The 17,486-nt window shown below is 67.7% G+C and carries 13 protein-coding genes and 1 pseudogene; 4 read left to right on the forward strand and 10 right to left on the reverse strand.

Going from position 1 to position 17,486, the window contains the following annotated elements:
- Window positions 1-294 precede the first annotated feature (294 nt).
- Window positions 295-795: an HNH endonuclease gene (locus tag D472_RS0122195; RefSeq protein ID WP_026117966.1), complete on the reverse strand. Its 501-nt coding sequence runs from the start codon at window positions 793-795 to the stop codon at window positions 295-297.
- A gap of 377 nt (window positions 796-1,172) precedes the next feature.
- Here D472_RS0122195 and D472_RS26945 point away from each other — a divergent pair.
- Together D472_RS26945 and D472_RS0122205 are read left to right on the forward strand one after the other, a co-directional pair.
- Window positions 1,173-3,279 (forward strand): annotated as a pseudogene (locus tag D472_RS26945) (prolyl oligopeptidase family serine peptidase).
- A 162-nt stretch (window positions 3,280-3,441) separates the two neighbouring features.
- Complete coding sequence (locus D472_RS0122205; RefSeq protein ID WP_017606646.1) at window positions 3,442-3,876, forward strand: acyl-CoA thioesterase; 435 nt, start codon at window positions 3,442-3,444, stop codon at window positions 3,874-3,876.
- Window positions 3,877-3,883: 7 nt separating this feature from the next.
- On the opposite strand, the gene D472_RS0122210 is transcribed toward D472_RS0122205, so the two are convergent.
- From D472_RS0122210 to D472_RS0122220, 3 genes are all read right to left on the reverse strand, one after another.
- A complete protein-coding gene (locus tag D472_RS0122210; RefSeq protein ID WP_017606647.1) occupies window positions 3,884-4,435 on the reverse strand; it encodes a globin in 552 nt (183 codons plus the stop codon).
- A 183-nt stretch (window positions 4,436-4,618) separates the two neighbouring features.
- Window positions 4,619-6,283 (reverse strand): energy-dependent translational throttle protein EttA, encoded by a 1,665-nt coding sequence (ettA, locus tag D472_RS0122215; protein WP_017606648.1) that lies wholly within the window; start codon window positions 6,281-6,283, stop codon window positions 4,619-4,621.
- Between the two features lie 70 nt (window positions 6,284-6,353).
- Window positions 6,354-6,593, reverse strand: a complete 240-nt coding sequence (locus tag D472_RS0122220) for a winged helix-turn-helix domain-containing protein (protein ID WP_017606649.1) — start codon at window positions 6,591-6,593, stop codon at window positions 6,354-6,356.
- A gap of 169 nt (window positions 6,594-6,762) precedes the next feature.
- Here D472_RS0122220 and D472_RS26210 point away from each other — a divergent pair, with 169 nt between their 5' ends.
- Window positions 6,763-7,140, forward strand: coding sequence for a hypothetical protein (locus tag D472_RS26210; protein ID WP_152448040.1), 378 nt, complete (start codon window positions 6,763-6,765; stop codon window positions 7,138-7,140).
- A complete protein-coding gene (locus tag D472_RS0122230; RefSeq protein WP_017606651.1) occupies window positions 7,140-7,520 on the forward strand; it encodes a hypothetical protein in 381 nt (126 codons plus the stop codon). Before D472_RS26210 ends, D472_RS0122230 begins: the two co-directional genes overlap by 1 nt.
- 51 nt (window positions 7,521-7,571) lie before the next feature.
- Here D472_RS0122230 and D472_RS26215 read toward each other — a convergent pair whose 3' ends face one another.
- From D472_RS26215 to cobT, 6 genes are all read right to left on the reverse strand, one after another.
- On the reverse strand, window positions 7,572-8,672 hold the full coding sequence (locus D472_RS26215) for a DUF4192 domain-containing protein (RefSeq protein ID WP_033304451.1): 1,101 nt from the start codon (window positions 8,670-8,672) through the stop codon (window positions 7,572-7,574).
- Window positions 8,673-8,759: 87 nt separating this feature from the next.
- Complete coding sequence (locus D472_RS26220; protein WP_051046050.1) at window positions 8,760-10,109, reverse strand: GGDEF domain-containing protein; 1,350 nt, start codon at window positions 10,107-10,109, stop codon at window positions 8,760-8,762.
- 436 nt (window positions 10,110-10,545) lie between these two features.
- Window positions 10,546-13,050 (reverse strand): GTPase, encoded by a 2,505-nt coding sequence (locus D472_RS0122245; protein WP_017606654.1) that lies wholly within the window; start codon window positions 13,048-13,050, stop codon window positions 10,546-10,548.
- The gene (locus D472_RS0122250) at window positions 13,047-14,936 is read right to left on the reverse strand and encodes a dynamin family protein (protein WP_026117967.1); all 1,890 of its coding nucleotides are present in this window, start codon (window positions 14,934-14,936) and stop codon (window positions 13,047-13,049) included. Before D472_RS0122250 ends, D472_RS0122245 begins: the two co-directional genes overlap by 4 nt.
- Window positions 14,937-15,008: 72 nt before the next feature.
- On the reverse strand, window positions 15,009-16,289 hold the full coding sequence (cobA, locus tag D472_RS0122255) for a uroporphyrinogen-III C-methyltransferase (RefSeq protein WP_033304453.1): 1,281 nt from the start codon (window positions 16,287-16,289) through the stop codon (window positions 15,009-15,011).
- A gap of 300 nt (window positions 16,290-16,589) precedes the next feature.
- The coding region (gene cobT, locus D472_RS0122260; RefSeq protein WP_017606657.1) for a nicotinate-nucleotide--dimethylbenzimidazole phosphoribosyltransferase at window positions 16,590-17,486 on the reverse strand (897 nt) is incomplete at its 5' end.

Raw genomic sequence — 17,486 nt, forward strand, 5'->3', positions numbered from 1 at the left:
GCGTCACTTGGGGTCTTGAGCAGGCGATCAACTTTGAAATCGCCCTGCCCCACACGCAGGAGCTCACCGGTGCGCTGCTCGAGTTTCTTGAATCCGCCATCTCGTACCGACCACTCCTGACCGGAAGAATCCAGACAGAAATAGCCTGAGGTTCGACGCCTTTCTCGTTCGGATCACGACGCGCTCATGAGCCATGAACAAAGAGCGCCCCGGGGAGCCGAGGGATTCGGCTCGCCCGGGGGCACGGGGTGGGCCGGATGGGACGCTCGGTTCTTCCGACCCTTGTGGACCGCGTCAAGCGGCCAGGTGTGCCATGTACGGCTCCCACTGGGGGTCACCGTGCAGGTCGCCGTTGATCAGCCTCCAATGGGGACCCTTGGGAACCTTGGGGGTGATGCGCAGCTCCCAGCCGATTTCGTCCAAGAACTTGTCCGCCTTGCGGTGGTTACAGGGCTTGCACGCGGCCACCACGTTCTCCCACACGTGCGCGCCGCCACGGCTGCGCGGAATGACGTGGTCGATCGTCTCGGCCTTCTTTCCGCAGTAACCGCAGATGTGCCGGTCCCGCCGCATGAGCGCCACCCGAGTGAGGGGCACCCTTCGGCTGTAGGGAACACTGATGTAACGCCTGAGCCTGATCACCGACGGCACCTCGTAGGAGTGCGTCGCCGAATGCAGCAACGCCCCTGCTCCGTCTTCATGGACGACCTCCGCCTTCTCCCGTAGAACGAGCAGAATCGCCCTGCGCAGCGGAAGCGTCGTCAGCGGTTCGAAGCTGGCGTTGAGCAGCAGCACGTGACGACGGACGGTGATCGGGCCACCCTCCCGGCTGCGTCGGGCGCTCATCGCGTCACCTCGGCCGTCGCGTGCGACCGCCATGTCTCTTCCCCGGCCAGCCGTTCGGCCAGCCAGGAGACCTCCCTGTGCACCGATCCGAGAATCGGTGTCTTCTTACGCCTTGCCACACGGACCTCCCGGTGGTTCCCGCCGAGTTGCGTCCCGCATTCAGTTTGCTGGGTGAAAGCACTCCAGCGCCACCCCAATTTATGTCGGGTGCCCGGAAAACGCCCGATGCCGCCACCTGGAACCTATTGTGCGGCCGAGGAACCGGGATCCATGGTGACGCCGCGCCGAACACGCAGGGTGAGATATGGGTGGATAGGGTGCAAAGTATGCGCGAACTCCGCTATCCCCAGGCCGAACGGCTGGACATCGAAGAGAATCTGCACGGCCACATGGTTCGAGACCCGTACCGCTGGCTTGAGGAGCCCGAAACCACCCGGACCAAGGACTGGTCCGCCGCACAGGACACCCTGTACAGCCGGATCAGCGCCCGATACGACACCCGTGAGGTGTTCGCCGAGCACCTGCGATCGCTCATGGGCGCCGGTGGTGTGGGTGTACCGGTCTGGCGGGGTGAGCGTCGCTTCGGCATCCGACGAGACCCCGAACAGGAGCACGCCGTACTACTCGTGCGCGACGGCCAGGGTCCGGAACGAACCCTGATCGATCCCGAGGCCCTGGATCCCACCGGTCTGACCACCCTGGATTCCTGGCGCCCCTCCCCGGACGGCAGGCTGCTCGCCTACCAGCTCTCCGAAGGTGGCGACGAGGAGTCCTTGCTGCGAGTGATGGACGTGGACTCGGGTGAACTCGTCGACGGCCCCATCGACCGCACCCGCTACAGCCCGGTGGCGTGGTTGCCGGACGGATCGGCCTTCTATTACGTGCGTCGGTTGCCCGCCGAGGAGGTACCCGAGGGCGAAGAGGCCTATCACCGCCGTGTCTACCTGCATCGCCTGGGTACCCCGGCCGAGGAGGACACCCTGATCTTCGGCGAGGGTCGGGACAAGACCGAGTACTACGGCCTGGCCACCAGCCAGGACGGACGTTGGCTGGTCCTGACCTCGGCCAAGGGGACCTCGTCGGCCACCGACGCGTGGGTCGCGGATCTACGAGCCGGCCCGGTGCAAGCCCCGAAACTGCGCGTGATCCAAGAGGACGCCGACGCCGACCTGAGTCCGCACGTGGCACGGGACGGACGCCTGTACCTGCTCACCGACCGTGACGCCCCTCGCGGTCGCCTATGCGTGGTCGACCCCGCCGACCCCGGCTACGAGAACTGGACCACACTGATCCCCGAAGACCCCGAGGCGGTCTTGGAGAGCCACACCCTGCTCGACGGTGCGGGCTTGGACTCCCCGGAACTCCTCGCGGTGTGGAGCCGGCACGCGATCAGCGAGATCACCCGGCACGACCCGAGCACCGGTGAACGCGTGGACACCGTGCGAATGCCCGGGCTGGGCAGCCTCATCGGCCTGACCAGTCGCCCCGAGGGCGGCCATGAGGCGTGGTTCGGCTATACCGACAACACGCACCCATCATCGGTGTACCACTACGACGCCCGTACCGGTGGGGTGGAGCTATGGGAACGGGCTCCCGGTGACATCGACCTCCCCGAGGTACGCACCGAACAGGTGGCCTTCACCTCCAAGGACGGCACCACCGTGCGGATGCTGGTGGTATCGCCTCCCGAACCCGCCGAAGGGCCGCGGCCGACCATCCTGTACGGGTACGGCGGGGTTCCNCGGCGGCTTCCAGATCTCACTCACCCCCGCCTACTCGGCGACGATCCTGTCCTGGGTCCGGGCGGGCGGCGTGTACGCAGTGGCGAACCTGCGGGGCGGTTTGGAGGAGGGGGAGCACTGGCACCGTGACGGCATGCTCGCCAACAAGCAGAACGTGTTCGACGACTGCGCCGCGGCCGCCGAGCACCTCATCGCCACCGGGGTCACCGACCCGGACCATCTGGCCGTCATGGGCGGCAGCAACGGCGGTCTGTTGGTGGGGGCCATGGTCACGCAGCGGCCGGACCTGTTCTCCGCCGCGGTGTGCTCGGCGCCCCTACTGGACATGGTGCGCTACGAGCGGTTCGGGCTGGGACAATTGTGGAACGTCGAGTACGGCAGTGCCGACGATCCCGAACAATTGGGCTGGTTGCTGGGGTACTCCCCCTATCACAACGTGCGTGAGGGCGCCCGCTACCCGGCGACCCTGTTCACCGTGTTCGACAACGACACCCGGGTGGACCCGTTGCACGCGCGCAAACTGTGTGCGGCCCTGCAACACGCCACCGGGGCACCGATCGAGGAGCGTCCGGTGCTGCTGCGTCGGGAGGCCGAGGTCGGGCACAGCTCCCGTTCGGTGAGTCGCAGTGTGGCGCTCAACGCAGACCAGTTGGCCTTCCTCGCCCACCATCTGGGGTTGTCGGTGCGTTGACCTGTGCGGGGTCCTCGGACGGGAGAGCAAGGACACAGGCTCGTCCGAGGCCCCGCCAAGGTGCCTTTGGGACAATGGAGGGATGGGTGGCCCCGTGAGGCACGTCGAGGGCACCCGCGTAAGCGCCCCCTTGGGGGCATCCCAGGGAGAGGAACCCAGGACGTGACCCAGACCCAGGCCGAGCCCACCGGCACCGTCGTGCCCAGGCGACACGTGCACCATCAACAGGTGCGTTACGCCGACCTGGATCCGCAACAGCACGTCAACAACGTGCGGATGCTCACCTACTTGGAGGACGCCCGCATCTCCTTCCTCAATTTCGGCGGGGTGGACGGCGGCCGTGGTTTCGGCGCCATGGTCGTAGCCCGCCAGGAAGCGGACTACCTCGCCCCCCTCCTGCCCCGCACCGAGCCGGTCCGGGTGGAGTTGTGGGTCACCGAGGTGCGCAACGCCAGCTTCAGCCTGTCCTACGAGATCCTCGACAACGAGAGGGTCTACCTGCGCGCCAACACCGTTCTGGTCGGTTTCGACGTGGCAAAGCAGAGCGCTCGGCGTCTGAACGACACCGAGCGCGCGTTGCTGGCCGAGTACTCCTGAGACCCGATCACCGCTTCAACGAGATGGTGATGGCCTCACCATCGTCATCTCCGTCGTCGTGCCGACTTCCCTCCCGTACCTCGCCGTCACCGCCCACCGTCACCGAGGTGGGGTCGGCCACCACCGGAGGAGTGGCCTCCTCGGCGACGTTGACCAGGCTGTGCGCGGCCATGACCATGTACTCCCACATCTGGCGGTCCAGCGCCTCGTGCAACTCCAGGGAGTCCATGGCCACACGCATGTGCTTGAGCCACAGGTCCCGTTCGAGGGCACCGATGCGGAAGGGGACGTGGCGCATGCGCAAGCGCGGGTGGCCACGCCTTTCGTTGTAGGTGCGGGGCCCACCCCAGTACTGGATGAGGAACAACCGTAGGCGTTCCTCGGCCGGGCCCAGGTCCTCCTCCGGGTACATGGGGCGAAGCTCGGGGTCCTCGGCCACCTCCTCATAGAAACGGCGGACCAAGCGGACGAAGGTCTCCTCGCCGCCCACGGCCTCGTAGAACGTCATCTGCGCGGGCTCTTCGCCCGCGCCCTGGTGGTCATCACGCGCGGCAGTCATCGCCCCCAGGGTATGCCACGTTCTCCGGATCCGCCCGGGCCCTTCCACCCACGCGTCGGCGCCGTCCGGCCCTGGCATGGAGAAGGGCCCTGCTCACCACCGTCCGAAGACGGTGAGCAGGGCCCGGTACCCTCAGGCCGGAGACATCATCCGGTTCTCGTCGCAGCGGACGGAACCGAACCCCTAGTCGCGGGTGAGCTTGCGGTGGGTGACCGCGTGCGGGCGCGCGGCGTCCGGGCCCAGACGCTCGACCTTGTTCTTCTCGTAGGCGTCGAAGTTGCCCTCGAACCAGAACCAGTTGGCGCCACCCTCCCAGGCGAGGATGTGCGTGGCGACGCGGTCCAGGAACCACCGGTCGTGGGAGGTGATCACGGCGCAACCGGGGAAGTCCAGGATCGCGTTCTCCAGCGACCCCAGGGTCTCCACGTCCAGGTCGTTGGTGGGCTCGTCCAGGAGCAGCAGGTTGCCGCCCTGCTTGAGGGTGAGCGCCAGGTTGACGCGGTTGCGCTCACCACCGGAGAGCACCCCGGCCGACTTCTGCTGGTCGGAGCCCTTGAAGCCGAACGCGGCGACGTAGGCACGGCTGGGGATCTCGACCTTGCCGACCTCGATGAAGCTCTCACCGTCGGAAATGGTCTCCCAGACGTTCTTCGTGTCGTCGATCCGACCCCGATACTGGTCGACGTAGGAGATCTCGACGGTGTCACCGATGGTGATCTTGCCCTCGTCGGGGGTCTCCTCGCCCACGATCATCTTGAACAGGGTGGTCTTACCGACACCGTTGGGGCCGATGATGCCGACGATGCCGTTGGGCGGCAACGAGAAGCTGAGGTCTTCGATGAGGACCCGGTCCCCGAAGCCCTTGGTGAGGTTCTTGACCTCGACCACGGTGTTGCCCAGGCGCGGACCCGGCGGGATCTGGATCTCCTCGAAGTCCAGCTTGCGGGTCTTGTCGGCCTCGGCCGCCATCTCCTCGTAGCGTTGCAGACGAGCCTTGCTCTTGGTCTGACGGGCCTTGGCGTTGGAGCGGACCCACTCCAACTCCTCCTTGAGGCGGCGGGACTTCTTGGCGTCCTTTTGCCCCTCGACCTTCAGGCGGGCCTGCTTGGTCTCCAGGTAGGTGGTGTAGTTGCCCTCGTAGGGGTAGAACTGGCCACGGTCCAGCTCCAGGATCCAGGTGGCGACGTGGTCCAGGAAGTACCGGTCGTGTGTGATGGCGATGATGGTGCCGGCGTACTTGGCCAGGTGCTGCTCCAGCCAGTTCACGCTCTCGGCGTCCAAGTGGTTGGTGGGCTCGTCGAGCAGGAGGAGGTCGGGTGCCTCCAGCAGGATCTTGCACAGCGCGACACGGCGCTTTTCACCACCCGAGAGCTGGGTGACGTCGGCGTCCCCGGGCGGGCAGCGCAGGGCGTCCATCGCCTGCTCGAGCTGGCTGTCCAGGTCCCATGCGTTGCTGTGGTCCAGCTTCTCCTGAAGCTTGCCCATCTCTTCGAGCAGTTCGTCGGAGTAGTCCGTCGCCATCTGCTCGGCGATCTCGTTGAAGCGGTTCAGCATCGCCTTGGTCTCGGCGACGCCGTCCTCGACGTTCTCCAAGACGGTCTTGGACTCGTCCAACTGCGGTTCCTGGGCGAGCAGGCCCACGGTGAAACCGGGCATGAGACGCGCCTCGCCATTGGACGGCTGCTCGATGCCGGCCATGATCTTCAGCAGCGTCGACTTACCCGCGCCATTGGGGCCCACGACGCCGATCTTGGCTCCGGGCAGGAACGATCCCGAGACGTTGTCCAGGACGACCTTGTCGCCGTGCGCCTTGCGCACGTTGTTCATGGTGTAGATGTACTCCGGCATGTCTCCCAGCCTAGGCCGTACGGGAACGTGCCGGGGCCACAGTGCTCGGCCACATGGGGCTCCAGCCCTCTCAGACCACGAAAGTGCCCTTGCCCGGGAGCGTCTTCACCAACTCACGGTCACGAAGCTCCTTCGTGGCCCGCCTCGCTGTGCCCACAGCGACACCGTAAGTCTCTGCGAGCTCTCGTTCACCGGGAAGTTTCGCCCCGGAGGGGAGGTCCCCGACCGAGATACGCGCCGCGATGTGGTCGGCGAGTTCTGCATAGACGTAGGCGTCCGGTGAAGGTTCGAAGTCAGGGACGTCACTCATGAGAGCACCGTAAGACCCCGATGAGCTGCGCAAATATATTGGTAGCTCCATACCGCTTTATAGAGCGGCCTATAGCGCCTATGCTGAAGAGGTCCGCGTACAGCGGAACCCCGGCGACACGCTCCAACGTGCCCCGGGGCCATGGCCGACCTGGAGAAAGCAGGACGACATGCCCAACCCTAGTGCTTTGCTCTGCCTGATGCTCCGTGTGCTTCGCCCGTGCAAGGGAACCCACACGACCGCTTTCGGTTACTTCCGAGAGCCGGCCTTCGAACTGCGCCGCAACCGCTCGCGTCGGGTTCGCCGCTACGCGCCCGTCCCCCTCCCGACCGCGAACACCCGCACACGGCCGACCTCGCCCGTCCCCTCTCCACGCAGGCCCATCGACGACCTGCCCCACACCCTCCCGCCGACCCACGGTAGGAAGGTGTCCGTCGACCTCGTCCGTGGCTACTACCTCGTCCAAGAGGAGCACCGGCGTACCGAAGCGCTACGGCGGATGCGGGGAAGCCACTTCGGGAGCATCGTCGTGGAAGGGGTCGCGTGATGGTCGAACACCACGAACACCCCCTGGGCGCGGCCACACTGTCCGCGGAGGTCATCGCGGTACGGCTGTCCACTCTGCTCGCCACACCGGGAGCCCCCGTGTACAGCGTGGTCAACCTCCGCCGGGCAGACCACGCGTTCGACCTCCTCGATGACCTGATGCGCGACGGAGCCCCGCTCCCCTTCTTCTGGCCGGTGAGCGAGCACACCGAGGGCCACGACGGCGTCACCGAACTCTACGACGCCACTTCTGAAGCCCTACGACGGTCGGGCGGGATCGTACCGTCCTTCGCCGCGCTGCGGACCGCCTGTGCGCGATGGAAGTCCCTGGACCTCGTACTCCGTGAAGGGTCTCCGTTGCCCGAGCCCTGGCAACGATGACCTCCTCCGTGTTCGTGGCCCCGTCGACCTTGGCGACGGGGCCACGTCAGATCACCGTGGGGGCGGTGGCGCCGGACCCGCGAGCCCGTCCTCCTCCCCGCCCTCGCTCTCTTCCAGGTACTGGGCCATGTGGTCGGCCCAACGGCCCGCGGGCAGACCCCAGCTCAGGGCCCTTTCCATCAACACCGCCATTCCGTACCCGGGACAGGCTTCCAAAGCGACCCGCACCGCCGCCCTGGCCAGGGGTTCGTCCTCCGCCTGCCAGGCCGCCACCGCCGACAGCGCGGCCGGCGCGGCCCGGTGTCGGCGGGGGACGTGTCGGGCGACCCGGGACCAAAGCCGCAGGTGGAGCGGTGCCGTGGCCCGGGTGATGCGCGCCCAGACCGCGTCTCGCACCCGCAGGTCCAAGAGCCGAACTCCGAGCATGGCCAGGGTGCACGGATCGGTGATCCGCTCGGTCTCCTCCCGTTCCAGCACGTCCAGTACCTCGGTGATCCAGCGCCGTCGCGAGGTGGTGTGGACCCCCTCCGCACGGAGCCGTTCCTCGATGTGCACGGCCTTGTCGGCCACCTCCTCACCGGCGCTCCCGGCCACGGGTTCCAGCAGGGCCACGATCCGAGCGTCCTTCGCCACCGCCGGGAACGTCACCTCCGGTGGCTTTGACCCTGGTGACGAATCCGGGAACGTCAAGGAGCGAGGGGCGAAGGTCCGCCCCTGAGAGGGACAGCATCCGTTTCCTTCGCACAGGTAGGACCAGTAACGGTCACCGGTGACCCGAAGCGCCTCCAAGACCGGGACCCCCTCGGACCCGGCCTCGGTGAGGAACGCCTCCACGTGGGGATCCACCCGCTCTGGTGGACCGAAGCCCGCCAGCAGCACCGCACTGCCGGAGAGTTCTCGAATCGCTTTCATCGCCGTCACTCCGCTGTGCGCGACGGTGACGACATGGTCCAGGTGGTCGAGTTCGCCGTGCAGTACCCCCAGGGTCCTGCCCTGGCCCAGGATCACGGCGACGATCGCCTCGTCCACCGGGCGTGCGGCCAAGAGCGGCAAGGCGAACAGGAAGGCGGTCGGGTCGGTCAGATGGCGGAACGGGCGGGTGGAGGAGTCGTCTCGAGGGTCAGGGGAGGGTACATGCTGTTCAAAGGGCATGTATTCACATTCGGTCACCGATCGTCACAGCGCAACGGATGGTGATCGAACTGTGGATAACCCCCGGTCCCCGAACATCCTCCTTGGTCAGAGGAGCTCTTCGGGGCCGTTGCCCTCGTGTTGCCCACCCTCCCGGGGCCCGGGGATCCTTTCGTTCGCCTCGGGACGTCCGGCCGGCAGACACACACGGTCTCGCCCGGTCTCCTTGGCCCGGTAGAGGGCCAGGTCCGCCGCGGTCAGCAGTTCGACGAGATCATCGCCGTGATCGCCCACGACCGCCACCCCCACTGAGACGGTGATCGAGACGGGAACGTCGTCCACCGCGATCTCCATTCGCCCGACCTGCGAGCGCAACCGCTCCGCCGCCTGCCAGGCCTCGCTGACGTCGGCCCCGGGCAGTAGGATCACGAACTCCTCACCACCGAACCGGCCGAGCAGGTCCGACTGGCGTAGCTGCTGAGCGATCGTGGTGGCCACGCCCAACAGGACCTGGTCCCCGAAGAGGTGCCCGTAGGTGTCGTTGACCCGCTTGAAGCGGTCGATGTCGACGATGAGCACCGCGGCTCGCCCCCGAGTGGAGCGTGCCCGTGCGATCTGGGCGGCGGCCTCCCGTTCCCAGGTGGGTGCGTTGAGCAGCCCGGTCTTGGGGTCGGTACGAGCGGCGGTCTGCAACTGCTGGTAGACCAGGCTGCGCTGCAACAGCAGGACCGGCGGAACGGCGATGACCAGGAGGAACAGGGACAGTTGCGCGAGGATGGCGACGGTGACACCGACACATAACTCGACGGAGTCCACCAGTAGCGCCTCACGGTCCCACATGCTGGGCGTTCCACCGTTGTCGGTGCTGAACCGGGCCGCCAGGAACACCAAGGCCGTGTTGAGCAGGGTGAACAGGGCACAGCACGCCAGTGCGAGGAAAACCCCGTTGACGGTGGCCAGGGTCTGGTGCGCGGCGACGGAGCCACCGATCCCGGCGACCAGACCCCCTTGGGAACCGTGCCAGAGTACCGAGGCCGTGAAGCCGGAGACTCCGACGGAAGCGGTGTTGAAGACCCTACGGTGCAACAGCCCGCGACGGTTGCGGCGTTGCAGGAGGAAGACGGGGATGGGCATGAGAAGGGAGTACATCGGCGGCAGGAGGAGCATCGCCGGGAGCCACCACGCTCCCAGGAGGTCGCGGCTCACACCCGCGGGCACCCCGATGCGCCGGATCGCCTCCAGGCACACCAGGGCGCAAACGACCAGGGCGGCGAAGAGCACGACGTCGAACACGGTGATCGAGGTCTGCGCAACGGCCATCCCCACCAGGAACAACGCGGTGGACACCAGCAGGACCAGATAGACGACCAGCCCGATGGGTTGCTGAAAAACGGGCCAGGGCCTTCGTGCGCCGAGTAGGCCCGATCGGTGCGCCATCGGCTTTTCAGAGATACTCACCGCCACGTCCTCCCTTCCCGTCGCCCCCTCTGCCATCCGGCCACGGTCGTGAACTCTGATGGGCCCTCCGCCTTTCACGGTTCCTTCTTCGACGAATCGGGGTCGTCCCCCGTTCCCCTTCGTCACCGCTCGGTCACCGGGTTCACCGACGCACCTTCCAGACCACCGCCCGGCAAGCACACTCTCCACACTTTACATTACTTTGAGTAACAACTTAATTGCTTTTTGTATGCACCATTCGAGTAATGCCTACCGTAGCCGTCACCCAACGTCTCTGGGGAGTTGGCAAGAGTTACGATTTGTCCTCTACTGGCCGCTAAACCCCTCTTGCACGCAAAAAAAGGGGGCGGACGCCCTCAGGCGACCCGCCCCCGTTCACTCCACGTCTTGTCGAAACCACTCCGAGTCGACGGTGCCTCACCGTCCCTCGCCCCGATCAGCCCCTGGGACGAGCCACCTCGTAGGCAGCCCGGAAGGCCCGGTAACGAGCCAGTTCCTCCTCCATGGGGACCACGACTCTCACACCGGCCAGCTCTCGGACCCGCCCCTGTGCCGCGCGTTCCACGTCCTCACGGCGTTGGACCGCGGCGACTTCCACCAGGTTGCCGCAGCCGACCCCGGTCAACCAGCCCACCAACAGCGCCGCCACGACCACGGCGCCCGCGTAGGCGATGGATACGGGATCGTCGAAGATCCGCAGACCGGTGAGCCCGCCACCGATCCAACTCACCAACGACGCCAGTGCCCACAACATGCCGATACCGGACACGGCGAGCAACCCGTACTGCACCGCCCGTGCCGTTCGCCACCACGCCGGATGACGATTCGGATCGCCGACCGCGCCGGAGACCGCCTCACCCAATTCCACGGGAAGCTCGGCCATCCCCGATCGGGCCGCCGTGCGCATCCGTCGGCGCCATGGGGCGGGCATGCCCGCCGAGACCTCGTCGGCGGCCTCACTCAGAACCGTTTCCAACTCGGCCTCGTGCGCGTCGACCGGTCCGCCCACACCGGGGGCGTCCCGGCGCAAGAAGTCCAAGCGCAACGTGGTGAGCGGATCCTTACGAAGCTTGAGCGCGCGCCGGATCACCGGCCAACCGACCCAGCGCTTGCCTCGGCGCACGTCGTTGGTCTCGACCACGTCCGCGACGGCCGTCACACCGGCGGCCTCCGCCAGGCCCTCCTGGATCCGGTTCCGGACCTCGGCGGGCACGTTCTCGGGCACCTCGTCCTCGCCGTGGAACTCCTCGAACGGTTCGATGACCTGGTCCAGGTCCGCTACCAGGCGATCCACCAGAGCGCGCTTGTCGGTGACCGCCTCACCGAGGAACTCGCGTAGTTCGTCGATGCCGTGGTCGGTGACGGTGGAGGTGGTGATCACCCTCGGATGTACCCCGGACTCCGTCTCCAACAGTCGCCGAAGGTCGGTGAGGAGCTCTTCCAGTTCCTCCGGCTCGACCTTGTCGACCTGGTTGAGGACGGCGATGGTGACCGCCCCGTGGCCGGCCATCTTGGCCAGGTAGCGGTGGTGTACGGCGGCGTCGGCGTACTTTTGCGGGTCCAACACCCACACCAACAGGTCCACGGAGCCGATCAGCCGGTCCGCCTCGGCGGTGTGCACGCTGCGTACGGAGTCGTGGTCGGGCAGATCCAACAGGACCAGTCCGGTCAGCCTCGAATCACCCGTGTCCAGTACGCCGGTGCGCGAGTGACGGTAGCGGGTGGGCACCCCGAGCCAGCTCAGCAGGGCGTCCGCGCCCTCGTGTCCCCACACACAGGCGTGCGCGTTGGAGGTGGTGGGTCGAGTGACGCCGGTCTGGGACAATTCCAGTCCGCTCAGGGCGTTGAACAGGGAGGACTTACCGCTTCCGGTACCACCGGCCAAGGCCACGACCGTGTGGTCGCCGGACAGACGCAGGCGTGCGCCGGCGTGGTCGAGCAGCTGCCCGGCCCGGTCCAGTACCTCTTCGGGCAGATCCTCCTTGCCGAGTTCGACCAGCGTGTTCAGGGCTTCCAACCGCTCGATGAGTTCGGCCCGGCTGGTGGTACTCGTGGGCTGCCAGCGGTCGTGATTGGTGGGGCGATACTCGTCCTCGTCCTGGGGGGCGCCTGAGGTGTCCCAGGTCCTCGACCGCACGTCCCGTGCGCCGTCCCGGTCCTCCTTCGGCCCGGGCGCGGGTGTGTCGGCACCAACGGCCCGGAAGGCACCCGAGACCGGGGATGAACCGGGGATCCGCCGGGGCAGTGGTTCGGACGTGTCCTGATCCGACGCGCCGGCGACCTCCTCGCCCGTGGTCTTCTCATGCGCTCTGGGAGCGCCCTGGGCCGGCGCGCCCGGTGGCTGCTCGCCTGGGCGCTCTGCGGCCACATCGGTTTCGGAGTCGGGTCGTACCACCGGGAAACTTCCGGTGTGGCGACCGGCGATACGGGTGTCGTCGGCGGCCTCGCTGAGGCTACCCACCCACCCGGCCAGGTTGTCCGGATCGTCCTCACCAGCAGGGGCACCCCCGGCACGGCGCTCGCCGGAAGCGGACGCCGAGGAAGGTCGAGAACGCCGACCCGAACGTTTCTGCGGGGCCTGCGGCGGCTCCGGCTCCTCCGAAGAGGCGCGCGGAGGACCTTCGGGCTCCTCCCGAGGCGTTTGAGGACTCTGGAGACCGCCCTGGGCCGCTCCCGCCCCGGACGGATCCGGGTAGCCCGTGATGCCGTCGTAGGCGGCCGATTCCTCCGCGCCGCGAATCCGTTCCTGGGCGTGCTCGGGATGTTCGGGCACCGGCATGGTGTAACCACGCCAAGGGCTGCCCTGGTAACGCTCCCGGGTGGGTTCGGGGCCGGATTCCTCTGCCAACCGCTCGCCCTCGTGTTCGGCGCCCTCACCCGTGGTGGAGGGTTCCTCCGGATCGGTGTCCCCCGCCTGCGCGGAGTTCCACTCAGTCGTCATCGTGCGATCTCAAGGTTGTACGTGGCCTGGTAGAGCTGGACGGCGCTGTCGTCGGACGGAATACCGGCCGAGGCCAGGACGGTGTCGAAGGGGACCCGCTCGTACTCGAGCAGACCCAGGACACGGCGGCGCAGGTTCTCCCGCGCGGTCTGGCCGATGCTGCGCAACGACTGGGCGCCGAACAACCCCTTCAGCAGGCGCTGCGGGGAAGGACCGGAGGCGTCGGCCGCATGGGCGCCACCTCCGGAGTGTGAATATTCGTAGCCGAGCAGGTCGATGATCATGACCAGGGCGACGACGTCATGGTCGAAGGTGACGAAACGGGCGACCGAACGCTTGGTGGCCCCGGTGGCCGCGGTCATCTCCGCGATCTCACGTTGCCACTCGGCGATCTCCTGACGGACCTGCTGGGCGAGCATACCGGTGCCCGGCTTGTTGAGGGCCTTGGCGGCCAACTCCTCACCACCGGGGACCTCTCGCCAGCGCTGCTCGACCTGTTCACAGGCGCGTTCGCTGACGGATACCACCAAGGCCTCCAAGGCGTCACGCACGGCGCGTTCCAAGGCCTGCACGCGTTCACCGCGTTCGATTTGGTCGGCGCGCGCCTTGCGAGAGCGCTTACCGCGTGGACGCATGCTCTTGGCGAGTTCGCCACCGGCCGCGACCTCCTGCCAACGTGCCAGCAGGGAACCGCGTAGCAGCGTTCCATCGCCCATGGCGGTGTCGATGCGCTTCTCGGCGGCCGCGTAGGCGTCATCGACCATGGCGCCCAGGGAACGACCCGTTTCGATCTGCGCCTCGACCCGGCGGATCAGTTCTGGCACACGGGTACGAAAGCTGTCTATGACACCGATGAAGGTGCGCCGGGAGACCCGGTCGCGCTGTTCGGCCTCACCCGCTACGTCCGCCAGGTACTCGCGGATGTGGTCGGCGACGTTGGAGGTGAACCGTTCACCCGCGATCTGATCGGTCTCGGGGATCGCGAACCGGGCGGCGTTACCCAGGCCGTTGGCCTCCAACATCGCCCCGAAGTGGTCCAACAGTCGACGACGGCCCTTGCGCGGGACCCTGGAGAGCACCACGGCCAGGGAGGTGTCACGGTCCCGGGCCACCTGGAGGAACTCCCACACCCGGGCGTCGGCGTAGCGGCCACTGGTGGTGACGAACACCCACAGGTCCGCGGCGTCCAGGAACTTGGCGGCGAACTCGTGGTGGGCGGCCACCGCGGAGTCGACGTCGGGTGTGTCGAGCAGGGCCACGCCTTCGGGCATGGCCTCGGTGGCGGCCAGGACCAACATGCCGTCCTTACCCGGCATGGCCAGACCCTGCTGGCGCACACGGGGCAGGGAGGGGATGAAGGACGCCTCACTGAACCAGTCCACGTCGGCCGGGTTGCAGGCCAACACGGGACTGTTGGTGGTGGGGCGGCGTACACCGGTGGTGGTGACCTGCTCACCGACCAGACTGTTCACCAGGGTGGACTTACCAGCACCGGTGGATCCGGCCACGGCGATCAGCAGCGGAATGTCGGGGCGACGTACCCGCGGCAATACGTAGTCGGACAACTGCGCCAACACGTCCGCCTGCAGGGCCTTGCCCTCATCCGCGCCGGCCAGTCCCTCCGCGAACTCCAAGTCACGGATCTGCCTGCGTAGGGATTCCAGGACCTGTTCGAAGCGGTTGTCCTCAATGGTCGGGGCTCGATGCTTGGCCGGTCCAGCCGGTACGGGGACGGTGGGGCCCCGACGGCCACCACCAGGGTCACCGGCCGCGGGCACTGTTGACGGGCCCGCTGCGGGCTTGGCGGAGGTGGCGTCCGGTCCGGTGGCGTACCGGTCCCAGGCACCGGAACCGGAGGTGTCCGGTGCAGCCGACGGCCGGGTCATGATCGGTATGCCCTCCTCATCGGTACTGATGGTCCCCATCGACGTGACTGACCTGCGCCGTCGACGGAGGTCTCACTCGTGATCGCGCCCGGTCACCAGTCGGTCCAACTCTTCCTGGCTTCCCGTGTGCAGTATGTCAAGTTCCCGCGCTGCTTTGACCACTTCTCCGATGATCACCACCGCGGGGGGCCGAACACCAGCCACGCGGGCCGTGACGGCGATGTCCGCCAGCGTACCCGTCACCACTCGCTGTCCCGGCAGTGTCGCCTCTTGGACCACCGCCGCCGGGGTGTGTTCGGAGCGACCATGGGAGAGCAGCGTATCGGCGATGGCCTCGATCCGCTCCACTCCCATGAGCGCCACGATCGTGCCACCCGAGCGAGCCAACCCGGCCCAGTCGACGGTGGAGCGGGAATCGTCCGGGGCCACGTGCGCGGAGACGATGTGCACGTCCTGGGCCACGCCACGGTGGGTGAGGGGAATACCGGCGCTCCCAGGGGCCGCCAGGGCGCTGGTCACGCCGGGGACCACGATGACCGGGATTCCGGCGGCTGCGCAGGCGGCCACCTCCTCCCCGCCCCGACCGAACAGGAAGGAGTCCCCGCCCTTGAGCCGGACCACGAACTTACCCTCCCTGGCACGCTCGACCAGGACGGAGTTGATGTCCCCTTGGGCCATGGAACGGCCGTAGGGGATCTTCGCCGCGTCCACGATCTCCACGTCCGTGGCCAGACCGTCCAAAAGCGAGACCGGGGCGAGACGGTCGACCACCACCACGTCCGCTTGGGCGAGGAGTTGTCGACCGCGAACCGTGATGAGGCCGGGATCGCCGGGGCCGCCACCGACCAGGGCCACTCCGCGCAGACGTTCACGGCCACGTCGAGCGTCCAAGGTGCCGTCGGCCAGCCCCTCGGTGATGGCGTCACGCAATCCGGCGGAACGACGCGGATCACCGGAGGCGATGACCCCGACGGTGATGCCGTTCGCGGATCCGGTGGCCGGGGTCCAAGAGGAGGAGGCGTGGCGGTCGTCGGCGCGTACACACCAGATTCGAGAGTCTTCGGCCTCGGCGGCCACCATGGCGTTGACCTCGACGGAGTCGGTGGCGGCGTGCACCAGCCAGAACGTGGGCGCCTCGGGACCGCTGACGTCACCGGACTCGAAGGGGCGTCGCAGCCAGGTGAGCCGACCGGCGTTCGCGAGGTCTTCCAGAGTCGCGGAGGCCTCCGGGGAGATGAGGGTGACACGGGCACCGGCCTCCAACAGGACCGGCACACGACGTTGGGCCACCCTGCCTCCGCCGACGACCAACACGTCACGGTCCCGCATACGCAAGCCAAGGAGATAGGTCACGGATCGCACCCTTCATGGTCGTCCGTACCGGCCCCCGACGTCGGTGGCGGGGCGCGCGTGGGAGAAACCGTTCCCGACGCGCCACCGGCGAGTTCGGTGATTGCTCAAAAGTACCTTGTCAAAGTGGTGTTACACCAACGTAAAGGTGTGAGTACGGGGGTAGGCGACCCTCCGGGGACTCGCACGCCGTGTCGGGTTCGGGCCACCGCGCCGCGCCACCAAGGCGCGGGGTCAGCCATCCTTGGCCGCCCCGGTCCCGCCGGTGCCGTGGGCGGCACCGCGCATCGGCGCCGCCCCACCTCACCGGGCGGTGGACACTCCCGCGTCGTCGAAGGTCGCGACGGTGCGCAGCACACGCGCCGAACCCTGCAACAGGGGCAAGGCCAGCAGCGCGCCCGAACCCTCGCCCAGACGCATCCGTAGATCCACCAACGGGGTCAGCCCCAGGTGTTCCAGGGCCAGGCCATGGCCGGGCTCGCTGGAACGGTGACCCGCGAAACAGGCGCTCAGTGACTCCGGGGAGATCGCGGCGGCGGCCAGCGCCGCCGAACCGGCGATGACCCCGTCCAACAACACCGGGACCCGTAGCGCGGCGCCACCGAGGATGAAACCGGTCAGGGCCGCGTGCTCCAGGCCACCCAAGGCCGCCAGGGTGCCGATGGGGTCCTCCGGGTCCACCGGGTTGGCGGCCAGGGCCTTGCGAACCACCTCGACCTTGCGCTCGTAGGTGGCGTCGTCCACCCCGGTTCCTCGACCCGTGGCGACCGCGGGGTCGGCCCCGGTGAAGGCGCAGACCAGGGCGGCCGCAGGGGTGGTGTTGCCGATCCCCATGTCCCCGGTGATCAGGCAGCGGTTGCCCGAAGAGACCAGGTCACGGGCGACCTCGATACCACTCTCCAACGCCTTGAGGGCCTGGTCGCGGGTCATCGCCGGCCCTTGGGTGAAGTCGGCGGTCCCCCTCGCCACCTTGCGGGGTAGCAGACCGGCGGCCGGAGACAGGTCGCCGAGCACGCCCATGTCCACCACGGTCACCTCGGCGCCCACCTGTTCGGCGAAGGCGTTGACCACGGCCCCGCCCTCCAGGAAGTTGTCCACCATCTGCGCGGTGACCTCCTGAGGCCAGTCGGTCACCCCTTGGGCGTGCACGCCGTGGTCGCCGGCGAACACCGCCACGGCGGCGGGGTCGGGGATGGGTGG

The sequence above is a fragment of the Nocardiopsis alkaliphila YIM 80379 genome, from assembly GCF_000341005.1.
Taxonomy (GTDB): Bacteria; Actinomycetota; Actinomycetes; order Streptosporangiales; family Streptosporangiaceae; genus Nocardiopsis; species Nocardiopsis alkaliphila.